This is a genomic window from Aeromonas sp. R2-1 (assembly GCF_040908425.1).
Taxonomy (GTDB): domain Bacteria; phylum Pseudomonadota; class Gammaproteobacteria; order Enterobacterales; family Aeromonadaceae; genus Aeromonas; species Aeromonas caviae.
The window spans coordinates 43923-64911 of sequence record NZ_JBFODR010000055.1 but is presented as its reverse complement, the minus strand read 5'-3'; the positions used below and the strand labels follow the sequence as shown (position 1 = coordinate 64911).

Below are 20989 nucleotides of genomic sequence, written 5' to 3'. Positions count from 1 at the left end.
CCCGATGTGCGAAGGTGGCGGAATTGGTAGACGCGCTAGCTTCAGGTGTTAGTGCCCCCCGGGTGTGAGGGTTCGAGTCCCTCTCTTCGCACCATGCTTCTGGCATGTAAAACACAGAAAATGCGCTCCAACCGCATTTAAAAACCAGCTGGAGAAAATCAGTGTGCGAAGGTGGCGGAATTGGTAGACGCGCTAGCTTCAGGTGTTAGTGTCCCACGGATGTGAGGGTTCGAGTCCCTCTCTTCGCACCATCATTCTGCAAAGGCCTGTTACGAGAGTAACGGGCCTTTTGTGTTTTCATGCCCCATGGCTATGCTGTTGAAGATGCTGCGCCACCACGGGGGTTTTCCCATGATCCTGGATACCGATATTCACAACTTCTATGAGCATCTGGTGCTCAAGGAGATAGAAAAACAGGGGTTGGCTCGAACATTGACCCCCTATCAGCTGGCAGACCTCTGCTGCCTGACACTCAACCAGCTTCCTTCCCACTACATCCGTCACGATGTCGACATGATCTACTTCACGACAGACGCCGAACGCAGCGAGATGGAGAAGAAGGTCATCGCCTCCCTGCGCCAGGCCTACGACAAGATCCAGGCCGTCCCCACTCGCCAGGCTTAATGCCAGCCCTGCTGCCAGAGCAGAGTGACGACCCCTGTCATTCCCGCAACCGGCAGCAGGATCAACACCGGTCTCAGCCTGGGTTCCAGCATGACCCAGGCAGCCAGCAAGAATCCCAGGCTCCAGAACCCGTATTCCTTCTCCTGACCCCAGACCAGCACCGCCAGAAGGGCGGCCAAGAGCAGAGCGCGTGCTATCCAGTTCATTGGCATTGGTCCGAAAAAACATTAATGATAACCATTATCATCTTTGGTGTTGCCATCTGCAATCGAACTTGCCTATGGATCTCCGGCTATCAAACGGTGTCGATTGAACAGTGAAAAATGCCGATTAGATCAACTATTTTGTGGGATTTTAAAATTTTAAAGCTGTTTTGCCGAATAAGCAGGGATTTTACACCTCCGCTTTATGGTAGATTGCGCCCTCTTTTGGTAAGCCTCTCGGGATCGACGCATCCGCAGGACGAGAGGGGCTGACCTTGGCGAGCAAGAGTTTAGGGAGCGTCTATGCAAAACCAACAACACCACATCCGATTGCCGGGTATGTCGCAAGTATTTGCCTGCCTGGCCATTTTCCTGGCCCTGGCCTTCTCCTTCACCAGCATGCTGGATCTGCCAATCCAGCTGGCACTGTTCATCGCCTGGTTCGTCATCATGGGGCTCGGCATCAAGCTCGGCCATGATTACAAATCCCTGGAACAGGCGGCAGTCGACGGCGTCGCCAAGGGGATGGGGGCCATCCTGATACTGATCTCCGTCGGTGCCCTGGTGGGCACCTGGATTGCCGGCGGTATCGTCCCCAGCATCATCTACTTCGGCCTCAAGGTGATACACCCCTCCATCTTCCTGCTGGCGACCCTGATCATCTGCTCTCTCACCTCGCTGGCCACCGGCACCTCCTGGGGCTCGGCGGCCACCGCCGGCATCGCCATGATGGGCATAGGTCACAGCCTGGGGGTACCCGCGCCGCTGGTAGCCGGTGCCGTGCTCTCCGGCGTCTACTTCGGTGACAAGCTCTCCCCGCTCTCCGACTCCGTGGTGCTGGCCTCTACCATGTCCAACGTCGACGTGATGGAACACATCAAGGGGATGCTGCCCATCAGTCTGTTCTCCTACGTCATCACCGCCGCCCTGTTCACCGTGGTCGGCATGCAGTACTCCGGCAACGTCAGCCTGGAGCAGGTCAATCTGGTGATGGACGCCCTCGACAAGCAGTTCAACATCACCCCCATGGCCATAGTGCCCGTGGTGCTGGTGCTGGGCCTGTTGGCCAACCGCAAGCCCGCCTTCCCGGTGATCAGCTTCGGTGCCTTGCTGGGTCTTGTCTGGGCCATCGTCTTCCAGGACATGGATCCGGTGAAGGCGATGCACTCCGCCTACAGCCCCTTTGCCATCACCTCAGGCGTCGATTTCATCGACAACATCCTGGGCCGTGGCGGTATGGAGTCCATGCTGGGCTCAGTGGCCGTCATCATCTTCGGCTTGGGCTTCGGCGGTCTGCTGGAGAAGGTCGGCATCCTGGAAGTGATCGCCAGCGCCTTCGAGAAGCGCATCAACAGCGCCGGCAGCCTGACCAGCCACACCATAGGCACCGCCTTCCTGGCCAACGTGTTCGGTTCCGCCATGTATGTATCGCTGATCCTGACCCCCAAGATCATGGCCAAGAACTACGACCGGCTGGGGCTTGCGCGCAAGAACCTCTCTCGCAACGCCGAGTTTGGCGGCACCCTCACCTGCGGCATGGTGCCCTGGAGCGACAACGGCATCTTCATGGCCGGGGTCCTCGGGGTAGCGACCCTCGACTACCTGCCCTACATGTGGCTCAGCTTCACCTGCATCATTGTGACCATCACCCTCGCCTATCTGGGCAAGGGAGTGAACCGTGTACCGGTCACAGAGGCGGTGACAGCCCGCTAATTTCCGTAAAAACAACGACAAAGGCGCCATCACGGCGCCTTTTGTCTGGCCGTGATTCGAGGTTAAGCTGGCACTCACCTTGATCCCACGTGGCAGGACGCCCAGATGAACTTCACCTTTCGCCAGATCCGCTATTTCGTGGCGGTGGCCGACAGCTTCTCGGTGAGCCGCGCAGCCGCCGAGCTGCACATCTCCCAGTCGGCGGTCACCAGCGCCATCCGCGAGCTGGAGACCGAGCTCGGCGCCGCCCTGTTCGAGCGCAATCCGCGCGGGGTCAGCCTCACCACCCAGGGTCACCAGTTTTTGCTGCACGCCCGTCGCATCCTAAGCGCCATGACCGAAGCCGGCCAGTCCCTCAAGGCGGTGGCCCAGCAGGATCAGGGGCGGCTCACCATAGGCGTGACCACGCTGGTGGCCGGCTACTACCTGTCGGAGGCCCTCGGCCGCTTTCGCCGCGCCTTCCCGGCGGTACAGATCGAGGTGAAGGAGGATGAGCAGCCCTATCTCGAACACCAGATCGTCAACGGCGAGGTGGATGTGGGGATCCTGATGACCAACCGCACCATCCGCCAGGAGGCGTTCGATACCGAGCTGCTGACCCGCTCGCCGCTGCGGGTCTGGCTCGCCGCCAACCACCCCCTCTGCGCCGAGTCGACCCTCTCCCTCAAGGCGCTCGGCGAGGAGCCCATGATCTCGCTGACCGCCGACCAGCTGGACCAGATCATCGGCGGCGGCCTGCGCCGCTACGGTATCGCGCCGCGCATCGTGCTGCGGACCGCCTCGGTGGAAGCGGTGCGCAGCCTAGTGGCGAGCCAGCTCGGGCTCGCCCTGCTGCCGGACTTTGCCTACCGTCCCTGGTCCCTGGAGCAGGAGCGGGTCGAGGCCCGCGCCATCAAGGAGCCCATCCCCGCCATCGACATCGGTCTGGTGTGGCGGCGCGGCTCGCGCCTTGACTGGGCCGCACGCGAGTTCATCGACATCGCCAGGGATCAGAGCCGGCTGCGGGCCCGCCAGCACCTCCCCCGCTAGGACTGAGCCTGAACAGCCGTGACTCCGGCAAAAAAATCAGATTCATCTGCACTCGATATCGATTTAGCAGATACCTCTGGCGTTAAAAATTGAAATTCTCATTGCTCACGGCTTCTCCTACGCTCATGGCTGGTTAACAGGATGTTAATTGTCAGCGTGGCATCACAACCGTGCCCGCCCCAGCAAGGAGAGCAAGATGAAACTGACCCCCCTCACCCTGGCCCTGATCCCCGCCCTGCTGGCAAGCCAGGTCCAGGCTGCCCCCACTACCCTCGGCAAGGGTGAAGGCCAGCTCAACATCGTGGCCTGGGCCGGCTACGTGGAGCGCGGCGAGACCGACAAGAACTACGACTGGGTGACCGGCTTCGAGAAAGAGACCGGCTGCAAGGTCAACGTCAAGACGGCCGCCACCTCGGACGAGATGGTGGCGCTGATGAACGAGGGGGGCTTCGATCTGGTGACCGCCTCCGGCGACGCCAGCCTGCGCCTCATCGCCGGCGGCAAGGTGCAGGCACTCAACCTGGCGCTCATCCCGAGCTACGGCAAGATAGACCCCCGCCTGCAGAATGCCCCCTGGCACACGGTGAACGGCAAGCACTATGGCGTGCCCTACCAGTGGGGCGGCAACATCTTGATGTACAACACCAAGGTGTTCCCCAAGGCACCCGACTCCTGGAACGTGGTGTTCGAGGAGCAGACCCTGCCGGACGGCAAGTCCAACAAGGGTCGGGTGCAAGCGTTCGACGGCCCCATCCACATCGCCGATGCCGCCCTCTATCTGATGAGCCACCAGCCCGCGCTCGGCATCAAGGATCCCTATGAGCTGAACGAGGATCAGTACAAGGCCGCCCTCGACCTCCTGCGCCAGCAGCGCAAGCTGGTGGGACGCTACTGGCACGATGCCTTCGTCCAGATCGACGACTTCAAGAACGAGGGGGTAGTGGCCTCTGGCTCCTGGCCCTTCCAGGCCAATACCCTGATCGCCGACAAGCAGCCCATCGCCACGACGGTGCCCAAGGAGGGCGTCACCGGCTGGGCCGACACCAGCATGGTGCACAGCGAGGCGAAGAACCTCACCTGTGCCTATCAGTGGCTGGAGCACTCCCTCAACAACAAGTTGCAGGGGGATCTCGCCTCCTGGTTCGGCTCCGTACCCGTGGTGCCGGCCGCCTGCGAGGGCAATGCCCTGCTCGGAAAAGAGGGGTGCAAGACCAACGGCATCGACAACTTCGATCGCGTGCACTTCTGGCGAACTCCCGTCTCCCAGTGCAAGAGCCAGGGAACCTGCGTGCCGTATTACCGCTGGGTCTCGGACTATATCGCTATTCTGGGTGGCCGCTGATGCTGGTAGAACAAGGCCATATCCCAGCGGCAGGGGACCTGCGTGTCCTCTGTGCTACCGCTGGGTTTCGGACTATATCGCCATCCTGGGTGGTCGCTGAGGTGCCTCAGTAAATGCCGATATGGGGCCGGACAGGAGTCCGGCCCGCTTCCCACACAGACAAGGACGCCCCATGAATGCCGTACAATTTGACCGGGTCAGCCGCCACTATGGCGAGGTGAAGGCGGTCGATGACATCTCCTTCCAGATCCCGGCCGGCGAGTTTTTCACCCTGCTGGGGCCGAGCGGTTCTGGCAAGACCACCTGCCTGCGGATGATCGCGGGCTTCGAATACCCGAGCGAGGGGGAGATCCGGCTGTTCGGCGAGCCCTGCTCCACCGTGCCCCCCTACGATCGCAACCTCAATACCGTGTTTCAGGACTACGCCCTGTTTCCCAACATGGATGTGCGCGACAACATCGGCTATGGCCTGATGCTCAAGGGCGTCGCCAAGGCGGAGCGTTACCGCAAGGTGGACGAGATGCTGGAACTGGTGCGCCTGCCCGGCGTCGGCAACCGCAAGCCGGGCCAGCTCTCCGGCGGCCAGCGCCAGCGCATCGCCATCGCCCGGGCACTGATCAACCAGCCGCGCATCCTGCTGCTGGACGAACCGCTCGGGGCCCTCGACCTCAAGCTGCGCGAGCAGATGCAGCTCGAACTGAAAGCCTTGCAGCGCCAGCTCGGCATCACCTTCATCTTCGTCACCCACGACCAGCAGGAGGCGCTCTCCATGAGCGACCGGATCTGCATCTTCAATCAGGGCAAGATCGAGCAGATCGCCGCGCCGGATACCATCTATGACGCCCCCGCCACCCCCTTCGTCGCCCGCTTCGTCGGCACCGTCAACCTGTTCGAGGGGGAGCAGGCCCGCCGGCTGTGCGGCGATGCTCAGCAGATGATGGTGCGCCCGGAGCGGATCCGCCTCGCCGAGGCCGGCACGCCGGGCTGGTCAGGGGAGGTGCGTGAGGTGGAGTACCTCGGCCCCTTCGTGCGCTACCGGGTCGATCTCGGCGAGCAGCTCGAGCTTATCGTCAACCACCCCAACGAGGGCCAGGCCCGCCTGCCCCGTGGCGCCCGGGTCAGCCTCAGCTGGCCGGAGCAGGCGATCCATCGCCTGCACACCGCCCCTCAGGGAGCTCAACCATGAGTGCCCCCCACAGTGCGAGCCTTGCCATGAGCCAACCCACCGCCCCCCTCTCCTATCGGCCGCTGCGGCGCCTCTCCACCCTGCTCTACGGGCGGCCAGGCCTGCTGCTGGCCATCCTGCTGGGGCCACCGCTGCTCTGGCTCGGCATCATCTATGTCGGATCCCTGCTGATGCTGCTCTCCAACGCCTTTTTCGGACTGGACGAGTTCAGCGGCCAGATCCGCCACGAGCTTGGGCTGCAGAACTTCGTCGCCCTGCTACGGGCGGAGAACCTGGACGTGATCCTGCGCACCGTCGGCATGTCGCTGCTGGTGACCCTGGCCTGCGCCCTGCTCGGCTTTCCGGTGGCCTACTACATGGCGCGCTACACCAGCGGCAAGACCCGGGCCCTGTTCTACGTCGGCATCATGCTGCCGCTCTGGTCCAGCTATCTGGTGCGGGTCTACGCCTGGAAGCTGATCCTGGCCAAGGAGGGGGTCATCAGCTGGCTGGCAGATACTCTGGGACTGGACTGGCTGCTGGACGCCATCCTCTCGCTGCCTGTGATCGGCGGGCCGTCGCTGTCATTTTCGCGCATCGGCACCTTCATTGTGTTCGTCTACGTCTGGCTGCCCTTCATGATCCTGCCTATCCAGGCAGCGGTGGAGCGGATCCCGCGCTCCCTGCTGGAGGCGAGCGGCGATCTCGGCGCCACCCCGGCCCAGACCTTTCGCACCCTGATCCTGCCGCTGGCCCTGCCCGGCGTGGTGGCGGGCTCCATCTTCACCTTCTCCCTGACGCTGGGGGACTACATCATCCCCGGCATCATAGGCAACTCCACCATGTACATAGGTCAGGTGGTCTACATGCAGCAGGGCACGGCGGGCAACCTGCCCTTCGCCGCCGCCTTCTCGCTGGTGCCGATCCTCATCATCGCCATCTACCTGACCATCGCGAAACGCTTGGGGGCCTTCGATGCGCTCTAATACTTCCATGAAACGGGACCATGGCAGCCAGCCCTCCGGCCTGCTCAAGTACGCGGCCATCGGCGGCCTCCTGTTCCTGCACTTTCCGATCCTGTTCATCTTCCTCTACGCCTTCACCAGCGAGAGCAAGAGCTACCAGTTCCCGCCCCCCGGGCTCACCCTCAAGTGGTTCGAGGTGACCCTCAACCGCCCCGACGTGTGGCGCGCCATCCAGCTGTCGCTGGAGGTGGCCGGGCTCGCTACCCTGGTGGCCATGGTGCTCGGCACCCTGGCAGCGGGGGCCATCGCCCGCAGCCGCTTCTTCGGCCAGGAGGTGGTGTCGCTCTTGCTGGTGCTGCCCATCGCCCTGCCCGGCATCGTCACCGGCATCGCGCTGCGCTCCGCCTACGGGGTGATGGAGATCCCCTTCAGCTTCTGGACCATCGTCATCGGTCACGCCACCTTCTGCGTGGTGGTGGTCTACAACAATGCGCTGGCTCGCTTTCGCCGCACCAACCAGAGCCTCATCGAGGCGTCGATGGATCTCGGGGCCGACGGCTTCCAGACCCTGCGCTACGTGATCCTGCCCAACCTCGCCACCGCGCTGCTGGCGGGGGGCATGTTGGCGTTTGCGCTGAGTTTTGACGAGGTGATCGTCACCACCTTCACCGCCGGCCAGCAGACCACGCTGCCGATCTGGATGTATCAGGAGCTGATCCGGCCACGGGACAGGCCGGTCACCAACGTGGTGGCGCTCATCATAGTGGCCTTCACCACCATTCCCATTCTGCTTGCCTACTACCTCACCCGCGACGGCCAGGACGTCGCCGGCAGTGGCAAATAACGACTCAACGCGTGCGCAAGGATGCAACCATGAAACTCTCTACCCAACTCTTGATCGACGGTCAGTTCGTCACCGGTGACGGCCAGGCCGAGCCCATCCTCAACCCGGCCACCGGCGAGCTGCTCGCCTCGGTGCCAGAAGCCTCGTTCGAGCAGGTGAACCGGGCGGTGAACGGCGCCCAACGCGCCTTCGCCCAGTGGAGCCGCACCACGCCAGCCCAGCGCAGTACCCTGCTGCTGCGCCTGGCCGATGCCATCGAGCGCCACGCCGAGGAGTTTGCGGCGCTCGAATCCCTCAACTGCGGCAAACCCTATCTGGCGGTGCTCAATGACGAGCTGCCGGCGGTGGTGGACTGCTTCCGCTTCTTCGCCGGCGCCGCCCGCTGCCTGCAGGGGCCACTGGCGGGGGAGTATATCGAGGGGCACACCAGCATGATCCGCCGCGACCCCATCGGGGTGGTTGGCAGTATCGCCCCCTGGAACTATCCGCTGATGATGGCGGCCTGGAAGATGGCCCCCGTGCTCGCCGCCGGCAATACGGTGGTACTCAAACCCTCCGAGCAGACCCCGCTCACCGCCCTGCGCCTGGCGGAGCTCGCCAGCGAGCTCTTCCCGCGCGGCGTCATCAACATCGTCTGCGGCCGGGGCGAGAGCGTGGGGGCACCGCTGGTGGAGCACCCGCTGGTGCGCATGGTGTCGCTCACCGGTGACATCGCCACCGGCCAGAAGATCCTGCAGAGCGCCGCCCGCACCATGAAGCGCACCCATCTTGAGCTGGGGGGCAAGGCGCCGGTCATCATCTTTGACGATGCGGATCTGGAGGCCGTGGTGGCCGGCATTCGCACCTTCGGCTTCTACAACGCCGGCCAGGATTGCACCGCCGCCTGCCGCATCTATGCCCAGGGCAAGATCTACGACAAGTTTGTCGCCGCCATGACGGAGGCGGTCGCCTCCATCAAGGTGGGCGGTCCGCGTGAGGAGGGGGTGGAGATGGGGCCGCTCATCTCGGATCGGCAGCGCAACCGGGTGGCCAGCTTCGTGGAGCGGGCCCAGAGCAGCGGTCACGTGGAGGTGACGGCGGGGGGCAAGATCCGCCCCGGCAACGGCTTCTTCTTCGAGCCGACCCTGATCGCCCACGCCCGTCAGGAAGATGAAATCGTGCGCCGGGAGGTGTTCGGCCCGGTGGTGTCGGTGACCCGCTTCACCGACGCCGAACAGGTGGTGCAGTGGGCCAACGACTCCGACTACGGCCTCGCCAGCTCGGTCTGGACCCGGGATCTCGGCCTTGCCAGCAAGGTGGCCAGCCACCTGCAGTACGGCTGCACCTGGATCAACACCCACTTCATGCTCACCTCGGAGATGCCCCACGGCGGCATGAAGATGTCCGGTTACGGCAAGGATCTCTCCCTTTATGCGCTGGAGGACTACACGGTGCCGCGGCATATCATGGTCAAGCTCTAGGCTCCCGTCCCCCTGAAAACAAGGTGGCCCCTTGGGGCCATCTTGTTTTGCATCAGGTCTGTGCATCCCTGCTGTGCACCGACGCAGCGTCACCATTCACCCGACCGCGACCCGCATCAACATCATGACAACCGCCACAGCCAGTGGTGATCCAGAATCAGCAGACCAAACAGCAGCATCAGGTGATAGATGGAGAAACGGAAGGTGCGCATCGCCTGGCCGGGGCGCTCCTCATATTTCAACAACCAGCCATGCCAGCAGAATCCGAGGTTCAGCCCCAGGCTGCCGACCAGGTAGACAAGCCCTGACATGCCGATCAGATAGGGCAGCAGGCAGACGAGCGTCAGGATCAGCAGATAGAGCAGGATGGCGGTCTTGGTGAAATCGGTGCCGTGGGTGACCGGCAGCATGGGAATATCGGCACCGGCATAGTCATCGCGCCGGTGGATGGCCAGGGACCAGAAATGGGGCGGCGTCCAGGTAAAGATGATCATCACCAGCAGCCAGGGCTCGGCCGAAAGCTGCCCCGTGATGCTGGTCCAGCCCAAGAGCGGTGGCATGGCTCCCGCCAATCCGCCGATGACGATATTCTGCGGCGTGGCCCGCTTCAGCAGCAGGGTATAGACGACCGCATAGCCGAACAGGCTGGCCAGGGTTAGCCAGGCAGTCAGGGGATTTACGCCCCAATGGAGCAGAACAAACCCCGACAGTGCCAGACAGATCGCGAAACTCATCGCCTGCCCCGGCGTGATCCGTCCCGTGGCGACCGGGCGCCAGCGCGTTCTGCGCATCCGGGCATCGATGCCGCACTCCAGAGAATGGTTCATGGCCGCCGCCCCGGCAGCGAGCAGCCCAATCCCCGCCAGGCCCAGTATCATCTCGTCCAGAGAGGCGCGTGTCGGCTCGGCCAGCAGCATGCCCACCCAGGCGGTCAGGAGCAGCAGGGCGACCACCTTTGGTTTGGTCAACTGACAATAATCGTGCAGCCGACGGAGGGCAAAGCGCTGTGCCCGCCCTCTCCCATTCATGTCCGGCTCCTGACCATCCCAGGGGGTCGCAAGGGGTCGTGATGAGGCACAGAGAGCCTCCCGCGCGCCAGCACACAGCAAACCAGCAGGTGGGCTGCCACCAGATTGTGCGCAAGGGCGTTGGCCAACGGCAGGGCCAGATGGACGTTCGCCAATCCCAAGGCAATCTGCACGGTCAGCAGACCCAGCAACAACCAGCCAAACCCTCTCAGGGGGGTCCGCTGGCAGAGCAGCGCGAGGGCGAAAGCCCCCACCAGCAAGGCCGTGGTCAGCGCTCCCAGGCGATGGGCGATGTGAATGGTCTGGCGCGCCTCCTTGCCCAGCACGCCGAACTCATAGCTGGCGTGCCCCATAGGGAGATGAAAGGCTTGCGCCCAATTCAGCTCTGCCTGCCAGTTGCCCTGGCACAAGGGAAACTCCACACACGCCATGGCCGCATAGTTCGCCGATGTCCAGCCCCCCAGCGCGATCTGCAGCAGCAGCACGCCACAGGCGATGCTGCCAAGCCAGGTCACACCCTGGTGTACGGGCGGGGGTGAAGGGAAACCTGCCAATTCGGCCCGATAGAGCCAAAGCAAGGTCAGGATGACGAAGCCGCCCAGCAGATGAGTGGTCACAACCAGGGGATGCAGGGCCAGGGTCACCGTCCACATACCCAGCACCGCCTGACCTGCAACCAGCACCAGCAAGATGAGCGAGAGGTGACGCAGTCGGCCGCCTGTACTCCAGCCCAAGCCGGACAGGAGCACAATCACGCCTCCCAGCACCCCGGCGAAGTAGCGATGCACCATCTCACTGCGCGCCTTGTGAGGAACAAGCGGGCTGGCCGGATAGCGCTGTGCCGCCAGTTCCGCATGCTCGGCGCGGGGAATGGCCAGTGAACCATAACAACCTGGCCAATCTGGGCAAGCCAGCCCGGCATCCGTCAACCGGGTATAAGCACCGAGCGCGATGACCAGAACTGCCAGCGCAATGGCCACGGAGGCCAGCCTCTTGTGCATCTTCATATGCCGCCTCGTTGACCGTGCAGTCACCAGAAGATGCGAGTTCCATGCCGGCTGCATCGTCACTGCACCCCACGCTGATACTTGAGCAGTTGCTGCAGATCCGACAGTACCGCCTTGCCAAGCAACGGCCAGGTCGTCGTGCTGCCGGGTACCTCGTAACGCAAGATGGCCAGCCCGCGGGCGTCCACCAGCAGTATATCCCCCTCCCTCATTTCACTGTTTGCCTCGTGAGATGGCGTCAACTGGACCAGCTCCAGCTTGTCCAGGTTGCGGCCAAGTGCAGCCTGGATGCGCGCCATCAGCACAGGGACCTGCCGGCATTGCCCCTCGCAGCGAGGGGCCACCAGATAGACCAGTCGCCATTGGTGCTGATGGGCAGGAAGCGGTTTCAACAGGTAGATCTCCTGGTGCAGCCAGTGCCCCTTGCTGCGCGTGCCGGGTTCATACCAGCCCTGGTGAAGCGTCAGAGCCGCCAGCACCACAGGCAGCAGGATCACCGCAGCAAAGAGCGCTGGCACCCGCCAGCGTCGCCATCCGCTCATGGGGAGCACCTCCTCGTCAGCATGACCCCCCCTGACAGAACCACCAGCGCCAAGCCGAGCCATTGCACCGAATAGGCCCGGTGTTTTTCAGGAGGTATGACATTGTGCTGGTAGTGATAGAGGAATGGGGTTCGTCTTTGATACAACACGGCGTCTGCAAGCGGGGCTCCGATTGCCTGTCGCAGGGTCTCGACCCTGATGGATTGCAGCCGGTTCGGGTAGGGGCCTGGTTCTATGTTCTGTCCCAGCAGGAAGCTGCCGGGAGCCATGCGCAGAACACCTTCAAGGGTCATTGCGGCGGGGATGGCGGGATTGGGTAATTGCGACCTGTCGGATGGCGCGGGCACCCATCCCAGGTTGACCAGCAACAGTGAGGATCCTCCCTCTGCGCGTACCGGGATGAGCACGTCATAGCCAACCTCCCCGTTGACGATCTGGTTGTCCAGCAACCAGACATAAGGGCTGACCCACTCGGCTTTCCCTTGCAGAGGCTGGCCATCCAGTGACTCCGGGTGTTGCCAGTCGATCTGGGCCAATGTCCTTGGCCCGGCCTGCTGCATCTTTGCCATCTGCGCCAGCCAGGCCGTTTTTTCCATTCCGCGCTGCCACTGCCAGAACGCCAGCTTGCACAAACCGGCCGTCACCACCAGAGTGAACAACAAGACGAACCAGCGTCTGTGATGCCATGGTCGTCGCTTGTCTCGTGCAGCCGAATCGCGCATATCGAGGAGGATCCCAAGATGTTGATCAAGGTCGTTCTGATACTCATGCTGCTGCTCATCATCGGCCAGCTGTTTCACGCCCTCTGGCTGATGCTCAGTGCAGGCAATACGCAAAAGATGTCGGTACCTCTGGGCCGGCGCGTCTTCTTCTCCCTGCTGGTGGTCATCATACTGCTGCTCTCTCTCGCGATGGGCTGGCTGGAACCCAACCCGCGCCCCTACTGAGCACGGCATCAAAGCAGGTAGACAAAGACGAACAGACAGAGCCAGACCACATCGACGAAGTGCCAATACCAGGCCGCAGCCTGGAAAGCGAAATGACGCTGTGGGGTGAAATGATCCCTCAACATGATGCGCAGCCAGATGATGGTCAGGAAAAGGGTGCCCAGCAGCACGTGCAGTCCATGGAACCCGGTCAGAATGAAGAAGGTATTGCCATAGATGCCTGAATCCAGCCGCAGCCCGAGATCCCGATAGGCATGCAGATACTCATAGCCTTGAAACCACAGGAATGTCAGCCCGAGCACCACGGTAGCCAGCAACATCCCCTTGAGCCGCATCCGTCTGCCGCTTTCCAGACTCATGTGTGCAAACAGCAGGGTCACGGAGGAGCCGAGCAGGATCAGGGTATTGATGAGGGGGATCCCCTGCCAGGGCATGGCCTGGGTCGTGGCCCCGCCGGGCGTCTTGAGCAGGGGCCAGTGAGCGGTGAAATCCGGCCACAGCAGCTGGCCCGTCATCACCCTGTGGCCCGCACCATCCAGCCAGGGCACCGCAAGCTGGCGGGCATAGAACAGCACTCCGAAAAAAGCCAGAAAGAACATCACTTCGGAGAAGATGAACCAGACCATGCCCTGCCTGAAGGATCTGTCCATCTGGGCGCTGTAGAGCCCGGTCATGGACTCCCGGATGATGTGACGGAACCAGCCAAACAACATGAATGCCAGCAGGGCGACACCGGCCATCATCAGATACCGGCCGAAACCGGTCTGCCCACTCGCCACTTCATTGACCAGATGTCCCGCCCCCAACGCCAGGAAAAACAGTGCAATGGCACCAATGATGGGCCAGCGACTCTGGTCCGGGACATAATAGGTCTGGTTCACCTTGGCCATGGTCATTTCCTCTGTGCGAGTGCCGGTGCAGGTACGGACTCCGTGATGTCATAGAGCGAGTAGGAAAGCGTGATGGTATTGATGCTGTCCGGTAGTGCCGGATCGATATAGAACTTGAGCGGCATCAGCTTGCTCTGCCCTGCCCTCAGCTCCTGGCGATTGAAGCAGAAACACTCCACTTTCTTCAGATAGGCTGCGGCGGGACCGGGAGAGACCGACGGGACCGCCTGACCCACCATGGTCCGCTCCGTGGGATTGAAGACCCGAAAGTTGACCATCTTCACCTCCCCCGGCCGCACCGACAGCCGAGTCGTCTCACCGCTGAACTCCCACGGCATCCGGGTATCCGCCTGAGCAAGAAACTCGATCTGGATGCTCCGCTTGCTGTCAATCACCGCCCGCTCCGTACTGGCCGCTTGATCAGACGTCTTGCCATTGAGGCCGGTGATCCGGCAGAAGACGTCATAAAGCGGCACCAGAGCAAAGGCAAAACCAAACATGACGAGCACGACCAGAGCCAGTTTTCTGAGCAAGGGGGCATGACTGACCTGGGTCATATGACCTCCCTAACGCTCTTCCGACCGGATATCCGGCGGAGTCTGGAAACTGTGATAAGGAGGGGGAGAAGAGAGCGTCCATTCCAGCCCCTCGGCCCCCTCCCATACCCGATCGCTCGCCTTGGCTCCGCCTCTGATGCATTTGACCACGCCCCAGACAAACAGCAGTTGGGACAGGCCGAAGGCAAAGCCCCCCAGGCTGATCAGCATGTTGAAGTCAGCAAATTGCAGGGCGTAATCGGGAATGCGGCGAGGCATGCCCGCCAGCCCGACAAAATGCATGGGGAAAAACAGCACATTGACCGAGACGAGCGAACACCAGAAATGCCATTGGCCGAGCCGCTCGTCATACATGTGCCCCGTCCATTTCGGCAACCAGTAGTAGGCCGCAGCCAGGATCGAGAAGACGGCACCGGTCACCAGCACATAGTGGAAATGGGCCACTACGAAATAGGTGTCGTGATACTGAAAATCAGCCGGTGTCATGGCCAGCATCAGCCCGGAGAAACCGCCAATGGTGAACAGGGTGATGAAGGCGATGGCAAACAGCATGGGGGTCTCGAATGTCAGAGAACCACGCCACATGGTGGCAAGCCAGTTGAACACCTTTACCCCTGTCGGCACCGCGATCAGCATGGTGGTGTACATGAAGAACAGCTCCGCCACCACGGGCAATCCGGTGGTGAACATGTGGTGAGCCCAGACCATGAAGGAGAGCAAGGCGATGCTGCTGGTGGCATAGACCATGGAGCGATAACCGAACAGCTTCTTGCGGGAGAAGGTCGGAATGATGCTGGAGACGATGCCGAAAGCCGGCAATATCATGATGTAGACTTCCGGGTGCCCGAAGAACCAGAAAATGTGCTGAAACAGGACAGGATCCCCCCCACCGGCCGCATCGAAGAAACTGGTCCCGAAATACTTGTCCGTCAGCACCATGGTCACCGCAGCCGCCAGCACCGGCATGACAGCGATGAGCAGAAACGCCGTGATGAGCCAGGTCCAGACAAACAGCGGCATCTCCATCCAGCCCATGCCCGGCGCCCGCAGGTTGAAGATGGTCACGATGACGTTGATGGCCCCCATGATGGAGGAGATCCCCATGATGTGAATGGCAAAGACAAACAGGGCCGTGCTGTTGCCGCTGTACTGGGTAGACAGGGGGGCATAGAAGGTCCAGCCAGAACTGGGGCCGCCTCCCTCCATAAACAGGCTCGACAGGAGGATGAGGAAAGCAAACGGCAGGATCCAGAAGCTCCAGTTGTTCATGCGGGGCAGCGCCATGTCAGGGGCCCCAATCATGATGGGGATCAGCCAGTTGGCGAGGCCGGTGAAAGCGGGCATGACGGCACCAAAGACCATGATGAGGCCGTGTACTGTGGTCATCTGGTTGAAAAACAGGGGTTCCACCAGTTGCAGTCCGGGCTGGAACAGTTCTGCCCGGATCACCATGGCCATGGCGCCACCGGTAAAGAACATGGTGAGGGCAAAGCACAGATAGAGGGTACCGATGTCCTTGTGATTGGTGGTGTAGAGCCAGCGCCTCAGACCGGCCGCTGGCTGGTGGACATGTTCGCTGTGCGGGGTATCCGTGATTCCATCACTCATGCCGACGCCTCACTTGTCCTTGTCCGGATTGGCCGGGTTGAGAAGGGACTGCACCTCGGCTGGCTGCACAAGGTCACCGGTCTTGTTATCCCAGGCATTGCGTTCATAGGTGATGACGGCGGCGAGTTCCTGTGCCGTCAACTGTTTGCCAAAAGGTTGCATCGCCGTACCACTCCGGCCATGCAACACCGTATCCAGATGCTGGGCACGATGCTCCGCCTGTGTGGTCACCTTGCTGCCATTGAGCGCCGGGAAGATGCCGGGCAATCCGGTACCCGCGGGCTGATGACAGGCCGCACAGTGGCCCAGATAGACTTTCTCCCCCAGCGCCATGGCTTGTGGCAACGTCATGGTCTCCGCTGCCTGCGCCTGTTGCTGTGCCTTGGCGGTTGCCTGCTCGTCTCCCTTCCTGGCAATCCACGTCTCGAACTCCTCTGCGGATTTGGCCACCACAACCACGGGCATGAAACCGTGATCCTTGCCGCACAGCTCGGCGCACTGCCCACGATAGGTGCCCGGCTTGTCGATCCGCGTCCAGGATTCGTTGATGTAGCCAGGATTGGCATCTTTTTTCACGGCGAAGGCGGGAACCCACCAGGAGTGGATGACATCGTCCGAGGTCATCAGGAAACGGATCTTCTTGCCGACCGGCAACACCAGAGGGTTATCCACCTCCAGCAGATAATTGCCGCCCTTGGGGGCATCACCGGAGATCTGCTGTTTGCTGGTCGCCAGCAGGGAATAAAACGCCACCGGATACTCGAGGTATTTGTAATGCCATTTCCATTGCGAGCCCGTGACGAGGACGGTGAGATCGGCCTTGGAGGTATCCTCCATCTTCAACAGGGTCGAGGTTGCCGGTGCCGCCATCGCGATCAGTATCAACACGGGGATGGCCGTCCACAGCAACTCGATGCGGGTGCTTTCGTGAAACTGGGCGGCTTTGGCACCGCGCGATTTTCGATGGTGCACGATGGACCAGAACATGATGCCGAAGACGAGCAGACCGATGACGCAACAGATATAGAAAATCGTCATATGCAGGTCATAGACCTGCTGGCTGATGGCGGTGGCCCCGCGCGTCATGTTGAACCGGATCTCATTGGCAAAGGCGCTGCTGCTGATGAACCACATCATCATTCCGGCACCTGCCTGAGCTGCATCGTTTCTCACATTGCACTCCCTGTGCACGTTGGAGAAGATGGCCTACATTCGACAAACCAAATGCTAACCATCTGAAAATAATGCATTTATTAAAATTCATTTCACATTCAAGTATTAGTCCATATTCAGAAAAAACCAAAATGCAGATAGCCTTGGTCAGGCTCATCAGAGCAGTGGCAATGGGCAAAACGCGAGCAGGGAAGAGGGACAAGCGGGTCCAGTGGTGGCCGCGCCTTGAACGGGGAGAGCTTCAGCCATGGTGAGTCGAATCGATGTGCAGAACCCGGGAGGGGCCATGGGCTCCTCCCGGGCTCCGTGGTTTTCTGCCGTGCAAGAGGCGGGGTCAGCCCGCTGGTGCTTGCTGAGCCAGCAGTCTGGCCAGCAGGGAGCGCAGTGCTTTTATCAGGGTGGGTTTGCCCGCGACGCCCTGTCGGGCAGCCAGCTCGGACCAGGGCGCATATTGCCAGATGGTGGCGATCAGCAACCGTCGTTCATCCTGACTCAACCCGTCCAGCATCATCACTTGCCGGAGCAGCCAGCGTTGCAGTGTCCCCTGGCACAATTCGAATGGCTTGTGATGGTGGGCAAAGCAATCGAGTTCCCGATGCTCGAATTCATCCAGATCCTGCACATGAGTGACAGGTCCGCCTCTGAGGGATAGCCAGACCAGTTCGGTATCCAGCCTCTTGAGTTCACCAGCCAGCAGGGCCGGCAACTGGCTCATGAAACGTTGTCGCCACTGCGCCAGCTCGGCGTAATATTCCGATTGCAGCGGCATCAGCAGTAAGGCTGCATGACTGCCGCTGGCCGCATCGCGTTGCAGACCAAGACGCAGCACCTTCAATCCCGCCTTGAGCCAGAATGGCAGCAGATCTGGACTGGCGGAGAAGGCAGAACCCAGATAATCGACACCTAATGCCCGGTAATGTGATACCAGCTTGTCCAGCAACCTGGACCCCAGCCCGAGACGATGAAGGGCAGGATGGATGGCGATGCGCATCACCCTGGCATAAGAGCGCTCCCCCGCCGTCACGAAACCGGCGTGGGCCAGCAGCGACTGGGGCAGCAGATGTCCACGAGGGCGCCTTCGTCCGGCCCAGATCGCATGCGCCAGATCAGGGGGTATATTGCCCTCCCGCGCGACCAGCGCCACCCCGAGCAACTCCTGTCCCTGCTCCATCAGATGAATGTCGAGATCCGGCCCCTCCAGCAAATACCGCAGATCACTGGGGCTGGTCTGGTAGTGAGCCAGCACGAGCAGGCCGAACACCCGATTGAGCAGCGCGTCATCACGGGCCAGCTCATCTTGTCCGACCAGGCGCCAGGTCGGTGATGTCGGGGGATGAGGTGCCGATATGTCGGCATTCAGACCAAGGAGCCGGAAGATCAGAGGCTCCAGCGGATCGCTCAGGCTCCAGCGAATGGGCTCCACCAGGCGCAGCTCCTGCCAATCCGGGGTTTGCTCATCGAGTATCCGCTTGAAGCGCAGATGAAAGCCGCGCCCCGTCCCCTCATAGCCGTGCTCCGTTGTAGCGAAGACAATGCGACTGTGGCGGGCCAGCATGGCCTCCAGCAGTGGGGTCGGGATGGCGGCGGCCTCATCTACCAACAGCAGATCCGCCAGCACGTCTCCTTGAGCCACCCGATCAGGGGACACATAGCTCAGACCGGCCAGCCGCTCAGGCATCTCTGCCAGCGCGCGCTCTGCATGGGCAAAAAGTGTCGCCACTGTAGCGTGGGAAGGGGCAGTCACCGCTATCCTCAAGGCCGGATCCCGACTCAGCAAGTCGGCGCTCGCCAGCCCCAGCACGGCGCTCTTGCCACGACCGCGATCGGCGCTCAGCACCAGGGGGCGACGGCGATGGCCGTGCAACACGTTGTGGATGGCGGGCAGCGCACGGGCCTGATCCGCGCTCAGCGGCCGGTCCCCGTCAAGAGGCTGCCAGGTCATATCACAAGAGGCAGGCGTCAGATCTCGCGCCGGATCTTCTTCCAGCAACCGTACCAGACGGGAGATGAACCCCTGCCCGGCACGATCGGCCTCCTCTGGCTGGGCGACCAGCCTCTGACGATCAGGGTCTGGGTAGGTCGGCCATGCCTCACGCGGCGGGGTCAGCAGAAGCAAGAGCCCCCCAGCCCTCAATGTCCCCGCCAAGGCACCGAATGCATCGGGGTGAAAACCGCTGAAGGCATTGAATACCAGGGTGTCACACTCCTGACCGAGCCGTTGAAGCGCCTTGGCGGCAGGCTGCGGAGCATGACGCTCAGGACCCTGCCCCAGCCAGAACACGGCCCCCCACAGCAAGGATTCGGCACGAACGATGCAGTCATCCTCCTCCCCTTCCAGCCAGATCAGACGCCGCTCGCCGGCATGAGCGATAGCGTGGCGCAAGGCGAGCAGCTCGGCTGACATCATGGAGCTGGACTGGCGTCTGGCTTCACGCGGGGTTCAAACATGCGCTCCCCCATCTGGTCGATGAAGGTATGGGCCTTTTGCACCATGAAGCGCTCGGCATCCGCCGGGTTGGCAAAGAGATCGGAGCGGATGAAGCGATGGGTCTGTAATTGCCCGTCGATCTCCCTGGTGATGCGACCGGCCAGCCTGTATTGCCCCCCTTCCGCCATGGGCTCGGGATAGATGAGATAGCCCATGTATTCGATGGGCTCAACCTCGGGGCTCTGGGCGATCTCTCCCTTGAACAGGGCATTGAATAGTTTTTTGAACATGTTCGCATCCTCTCTGATGCAGGCATTCTCCCCAAGGGTGGAATCACTGGCAAGCACGGGATCTTATTACCATTCGTTCTTTGCACTACGAACCATTCTCATTTAGATTTCATCTCATTCCAGCATGAGGTCCAGATTATGTACGTGTGTTTGTGCCGCGGCATCACAGATAACCAGATCCGCAAGGCGGTACAGGCAGGCAAGACTGAATTCCGACAGTTGAAACAGTCGCTGGAAGTCGGTGCTCAATGTGGTAAATGTGTGCGCATGGCGATGGAGATCATCGCTACCGAAATCGACAAGATGGAGTCAGAGCAGGCACCGCTCTATTACGAAGTGGCGTAAAACCGCCGACTTCTCGTCTTCATCTCTCCTTCTGCCCTCCAGGGGACGACTTTCCCCATCACGTTATGGTCATGTTTCTGGACTAAGCTCTAGTGATCGTTGCCTAGGCTCGAACACGAGGAGTAATGTCGATGAAAGGAGATCCCAAAATCATTGCCCACCTCAACAAGGTGCTGGCCAATGAGCTTGTTGCCATCAACCAATACTTCCTGCATGCCCGCATCTATGATGACTGGGGCCTCAAGGGGCTGGGGCACAAGGAGTATCACGAATCCATCGATGAGATGAAACATGCCGACGAGCTGGTCAAGCGGGTGCTGTTTCTGGAAGGGCTGCCCAACTTGCAGGATCTGGGCAAGCTACGCATCGGTGAGACGGTGGAAGAGATGCTGCGCTGTGACTTGTCTCTGGAAATGGACGCCATCCCCGACCTGAAAGTCGCCATCACCTATGCCGAGTCCGTGCAGGACTACGTCAGCCGCGACCTGTTCCAGGAGATCCTGGAAGATGAAGAGGAGCATGTGGACTGGCTAGAAACCCAGCTCGATCTCATCGCCCGTATCGGTCTGGAAAACTACCAGCAATCCCAGCTCCATGCCGAGTCATCCTGAATCGCGATGACATCAAGAGACAATCCCAACCCGCCCAGGCGGGTTTTTTCATGGCACCAGCGGCAGAGATCTTACCCAACGATACGGTAGCCAACCTGGTTGCTGACAAGGCAGGCCAGAGGCTGTCAGGATGGCAGGCGCCAGATTGAACCGCCTCCGGGATCACAGTTACGATGCATGGGGCAGCGGCAGGCGCCGCTTTCGATTAGGATACGACC

22 protein-coding genes and 2 tRNA genes are annotated in these 20989 nt (G+C 61.4%); 13 read left to right on the top strand and 11 right to left on the bottom strand.

The window, feature by feature from the left end; translation table 11 throughout:
- The first annotated feature begins 8 nt into the window (after positions 1 to 8).
- The 3 genes from AB5Y80_RS20185 (at position 9) to AB5Y80_RS20175 (ending at position 624) form a co-directional block, all read left to right on the top strand.
- Positions 9 to 94 (top strand) — tRNA-Leu (locus AB5Y80_RS20185).
- A 71-nt stretch (positions 95 to 165) separates the two neighbouring features.
- Positions 166 to 251, top strand: a tRNA-Leu gene (locus tag AB5Y80_RS20180).
- A gap of 100 nt (positions 252 to 351) precedes the next feature.
- Positions 352 to 624 (top strand): late competence development ComFB family protein, encoded by a 273-nt coding sequence (locus tag AB5Y80_RS20175; protein WP_029314828.1) that lies wholly within the window; start codon positions 352 to 354, stop codon positions 622 to 624.
- On the opposite strand, the gene AB5Y80_RS20170 is transcribed toward AB5Y80_RS20175, so the two are convergent.
- On the bottom strand, positions 621 to 830 hold the full coding sequence (locus AB5Y80_RS20170) for a hypothetical protein (protein WP_010675758.1): 210 nt from the start codon (positions 828 to 830) through the stop codon (positions 621 to 623). The genes AB5Y80_RS20175 and AB5Y80_RS20170 overlap by 4 nt on opposite strands.
- 300 nt (positions 831 to 1130) lie before the next feature.
- Here AB5Y80_RS20170 and nhaC point away from each other — a divergent pair, with 300 nt between their 5' ends.
- The 7 genes from nhaC to AB5Y80_RS20135 all read left to right on the top strand — a co-directional run bounded on the left by nhaC (position 1131) and on the right by AB5Y80_RS20135 (position 9345).
- Positions 1131 to 2540 carry a Na+/H+ antiporter NhaC gene (gene nhaC, locus AB5Y80_RS20165; RefSeq protein ID WP_041211734.1) on the top strand — a complete coding sequence of 470 codons (1410 nt, stop codon included), beginning with the start codon at positions 1131 to 1133 and terminating at the stop codon, positions 2538 to 2540.
- Between the two features lie 105 nt (positions 2541 to 2645).
- Positions 2646 to 3569: a LysR family transcriptional regulator gene (locus AB5Y80_RS20160; protein ID WP_069651945.1), complete on the top strand. Its 924-nt coding sequence runs from the start codon at positions 2646 to 2648 to the stop codon at positions 3567 to 3569.
- Positions 3570 to 3765: 196 nt separating this feature from the next.
- Complete coding sequence (locus tag AB5Y80_RS20155) at positions 3766 to 4911, top strand: ABC transporter substrate-binding protein (protein ID WP_368173453.1); 1146 nt, start codon at positions 3766 to 3768, stop codon at positions 4909 to 4911.
- A gap of 172 nt (positions 4912 to 5083) precedes the next feature.
- Positions 5084 to 6097 (top strand): ABC transporter ATP-binding protein, encoded by a 1014-nt coding sequence (locus AB5Y80_RS20150; RefSeq protein ID WP_041216935.1) that lies wholly within the window; start codon positions 5084 to 5086, stop codon positions 6095 to 6097.
- Positions 6094 to 7062 carry an ABC transporter permease gene (locus tag AB5Y80_RS20145; RefSeq protein ID WP_024944801.1) on the top strand — a complete coding sequence of 323 codons (969 nt, stop codon included), beginning with the start codon at positions 6094 to 6096 and terminating at the stop codon, positions 7060 to 7062. The genes AB5Y80_RS20150 and AB5Y80_RS20145 overlap by 4 nt, the downstream gene beginning before the upstream one ends.
- Positions 7063 to 7069: 7 nt before the next feature.
- Positions 7070 to 7885, top strand: coding sequence for an ABC transporter permease (locus AB5Y80_RS20140; protein ID WP_010636002.1), 816 nt, complete (start codon positions 7070 to 7072; stop codon positions 7883 to 7885).
- Between the two features lie 29 nt (positions 7886 to 7914).
- Complete coding sequence (locus AB5Y80_RS20135) at positions 7915 to 9345, top strand: gamma-aminobutyraldehyde dehydrogenase (RefSeq protein WP_041204954.1); 1431 nt, start codon at positions 7915 to 7917, stop codon at positions 9343 to 9345.
- A 122-nt stretch (positions 9346 to 9467) separates the two neighbouring features.
- Here the strand turns inward: AB5Y80_RS20135 and cyoE are convergent, their stop codons facing one another.
- From cyoE to AB5Y80_RS20115, 4 genes are read right to left on the bottom strand one after another with little or no spacing between them, the layout of a single operon-like run.
- Positions 9468 to 10373, bottom strand: a complete 906-nt coding sequence (cyoE, locus tag AB5Y80_RS20130; protein ID WP_368173452.1) for a heme o synthase — start codon at positions 10371 to 10373, stop codon at positions 9468 to 9470.
- Positions 10370 to 11380 (bottom strand): heme A synthase, encoded by a 1011-nt coding sequence (locus AB5Y80_RS20125; protein ID WP_368173451.1) that lies wholly within the window; start codon positions 11378 to 11380, stop codon positions 10370 to 10372. The genes cyoE and AB5Y80_RS20125 overlap by 4 nt, the downstream gene beginning before the upstream one ends.
- 59 nt (positions 11381 to 11439) lie before the next feature.
- A complete protein-coding gene (locus AB5Y80_RS20120) occupies positions 11440 to 11922 on the bottom strand; it encodes a hypothetical protein (RefSeq protein ID WP_368173450.1) in 483 nt (160 codons plus the stop codon).
- Positions 11919 to 12722, bottom strand: a complete 804-nt coding sequence (locus AB5Y80_RS20115; protein WP_368173449.1) for an SURF1 family protein — start codon at positions 12720 to 12722, stop codon at positions 11919 to 11921. Before AB5Y80_RS20115 ends, AB5Y80_RS20120 begins: the two co-directional genes overlap by 4 nt.
- Between AB5Y80_RS20115 and AB5Y80_RS20110 the strand changes: the two genes are divergently transcribed.
- Positions 12690 to 12869 (top strand): DUF2909 family protein, encoded by a 180-nt coding sequence (locus tag AB5Y80_RS20110; RefSeq protein ID WP_231563079.1) that lies wholly within the window; start codon positions 12690 to 12692, stop codon positions 12867 to 12869. The genes AB5Y80_RS20115 and AB5Y80_RS20110 overlap by 33 nt on opposite strands.
- Before the next feature lie 8 nt (positions 12870 to 12877).
- On the opposite strand, the gene AB5Y80_RS20105 is transcribed toward AB5Y80_RS20110, so the two are convergent.
- From AB5Y80_RS20105 to AB5Y80_RS20080, 6 genes are all read right to left on the bottom strand, one after another.
- Positions 12878 to 13759: a cytochrome c oxidase subunit 3 gene (locus tag AB5Y80_RS20105; protein WP_368173448.1), complete on the bottom strand. Its 882-nt coding sequence runs from the start codon at positions 13757 to 13759 to the stop codon at positions 12878 to 12880.
- 2 nt (positions 13760 to 13761) lie between these two features.
- Positions 13762 to 14316 carry a cytochrome c oxidase assembly protein gene (locus tag AB5Y80_RS20100; protein ID WP_139736451.1) on the bottom strand — a complete coding sequence of 185 codons (555 nt, stop codon included), beginning with the start codon at positions 14314 to 14316 and terminating at the stop codon, positions 13762 to 13764.
- A gap of 9 nt (positions 14317 to 14325) precedes the next feature.
- On the bottom strand, positions 14326 to 15924 hold the full coding sequence (gene ctaD / locus AB5Y80_RS20095) for a cytochrome c oxidase subunit I (RefSeq protein ID WP_041211746.1): 1599 nt from the start codon (positions 15922 to 15924) through the stop codon (positions 14326 to 14328).
- A gap of 9 nt (positions 15925 to 15933) precedes the next feature.
- Positions 15934 to 17064 (bottom strand): cytochrome c oxidase subunit II, encoded by a 1131-nt coding sequence (coxB, locus tag AB5Y80_RS20090; protein ID WP_231959412.1) that lies wholly within the window; start codon positions 17062 to 17064, stop codon positions 15934 to 15936.
- A 367-nt stretch (positions 17065 to 17431) separates the two neighbouring features.
- Positions 17432 to 19504: a tRNA(Met) cytidine acetyltransferase TmcA gene (locus tag AB5Y80_RS20085; RefSeq protein ID WP_368173447.1), complete on the bottom strand. Its 2073-nt coding sequence runs from the start codon at positions 19502 to 19504 to the stop codon at positions 17432 to 17434.
- Positions 19501 to 19815 carry an HlyU family transcriptional regulator gene (locus AB5Y80_RS20080; RefSeq protein WP_041211748.1) on the bottom strand — a complete coding sequence of 105 codons (315 nt, stop codon included), beginning with the start codon at positions 19813 to 19815 and terminating at the stop codon, positions 19501 to 19503. The genes AB5Y80_RS20085 and AB5Y80_RS20080 overlap by 4 nt, the downstream gene beginning before the upstream one ends.
- A 138-nt stretch (positions 19816 to 19953) precedes the next feature.
- Here AB5Y80_RS20080 and AB5Y80_RS20075 point away from each other — a divergent pair, with 138 nt between their 5' ends.
- Together AB5Y80_RS20075 and bfr are read left to right on the top strand one after the other, a co-directional pair.
- A complete protein-coding gene (locus AB5Y80_RS20075; protein ID WP_010675777.1) occupies positions 19954 to 20160 on the top strand; it encodes a bacterioferritin-associated ferredoxin in 207 nt (68 codons plus the stop codon).
- A gap of 131 nt (positions 20161 to 20291) precedes the next feature.
- Entirely contained in the window at positions 20292 to 20771 is a 480-nt protein-coding gene (bfr, locus tag AB5Y80_RS20070; RefSeq protein ID WP_010675778.1) for a bacterioferritin, read from the top strand.
- Positions 20772 to 20989 lie beyond the last annotated feature (218 nt).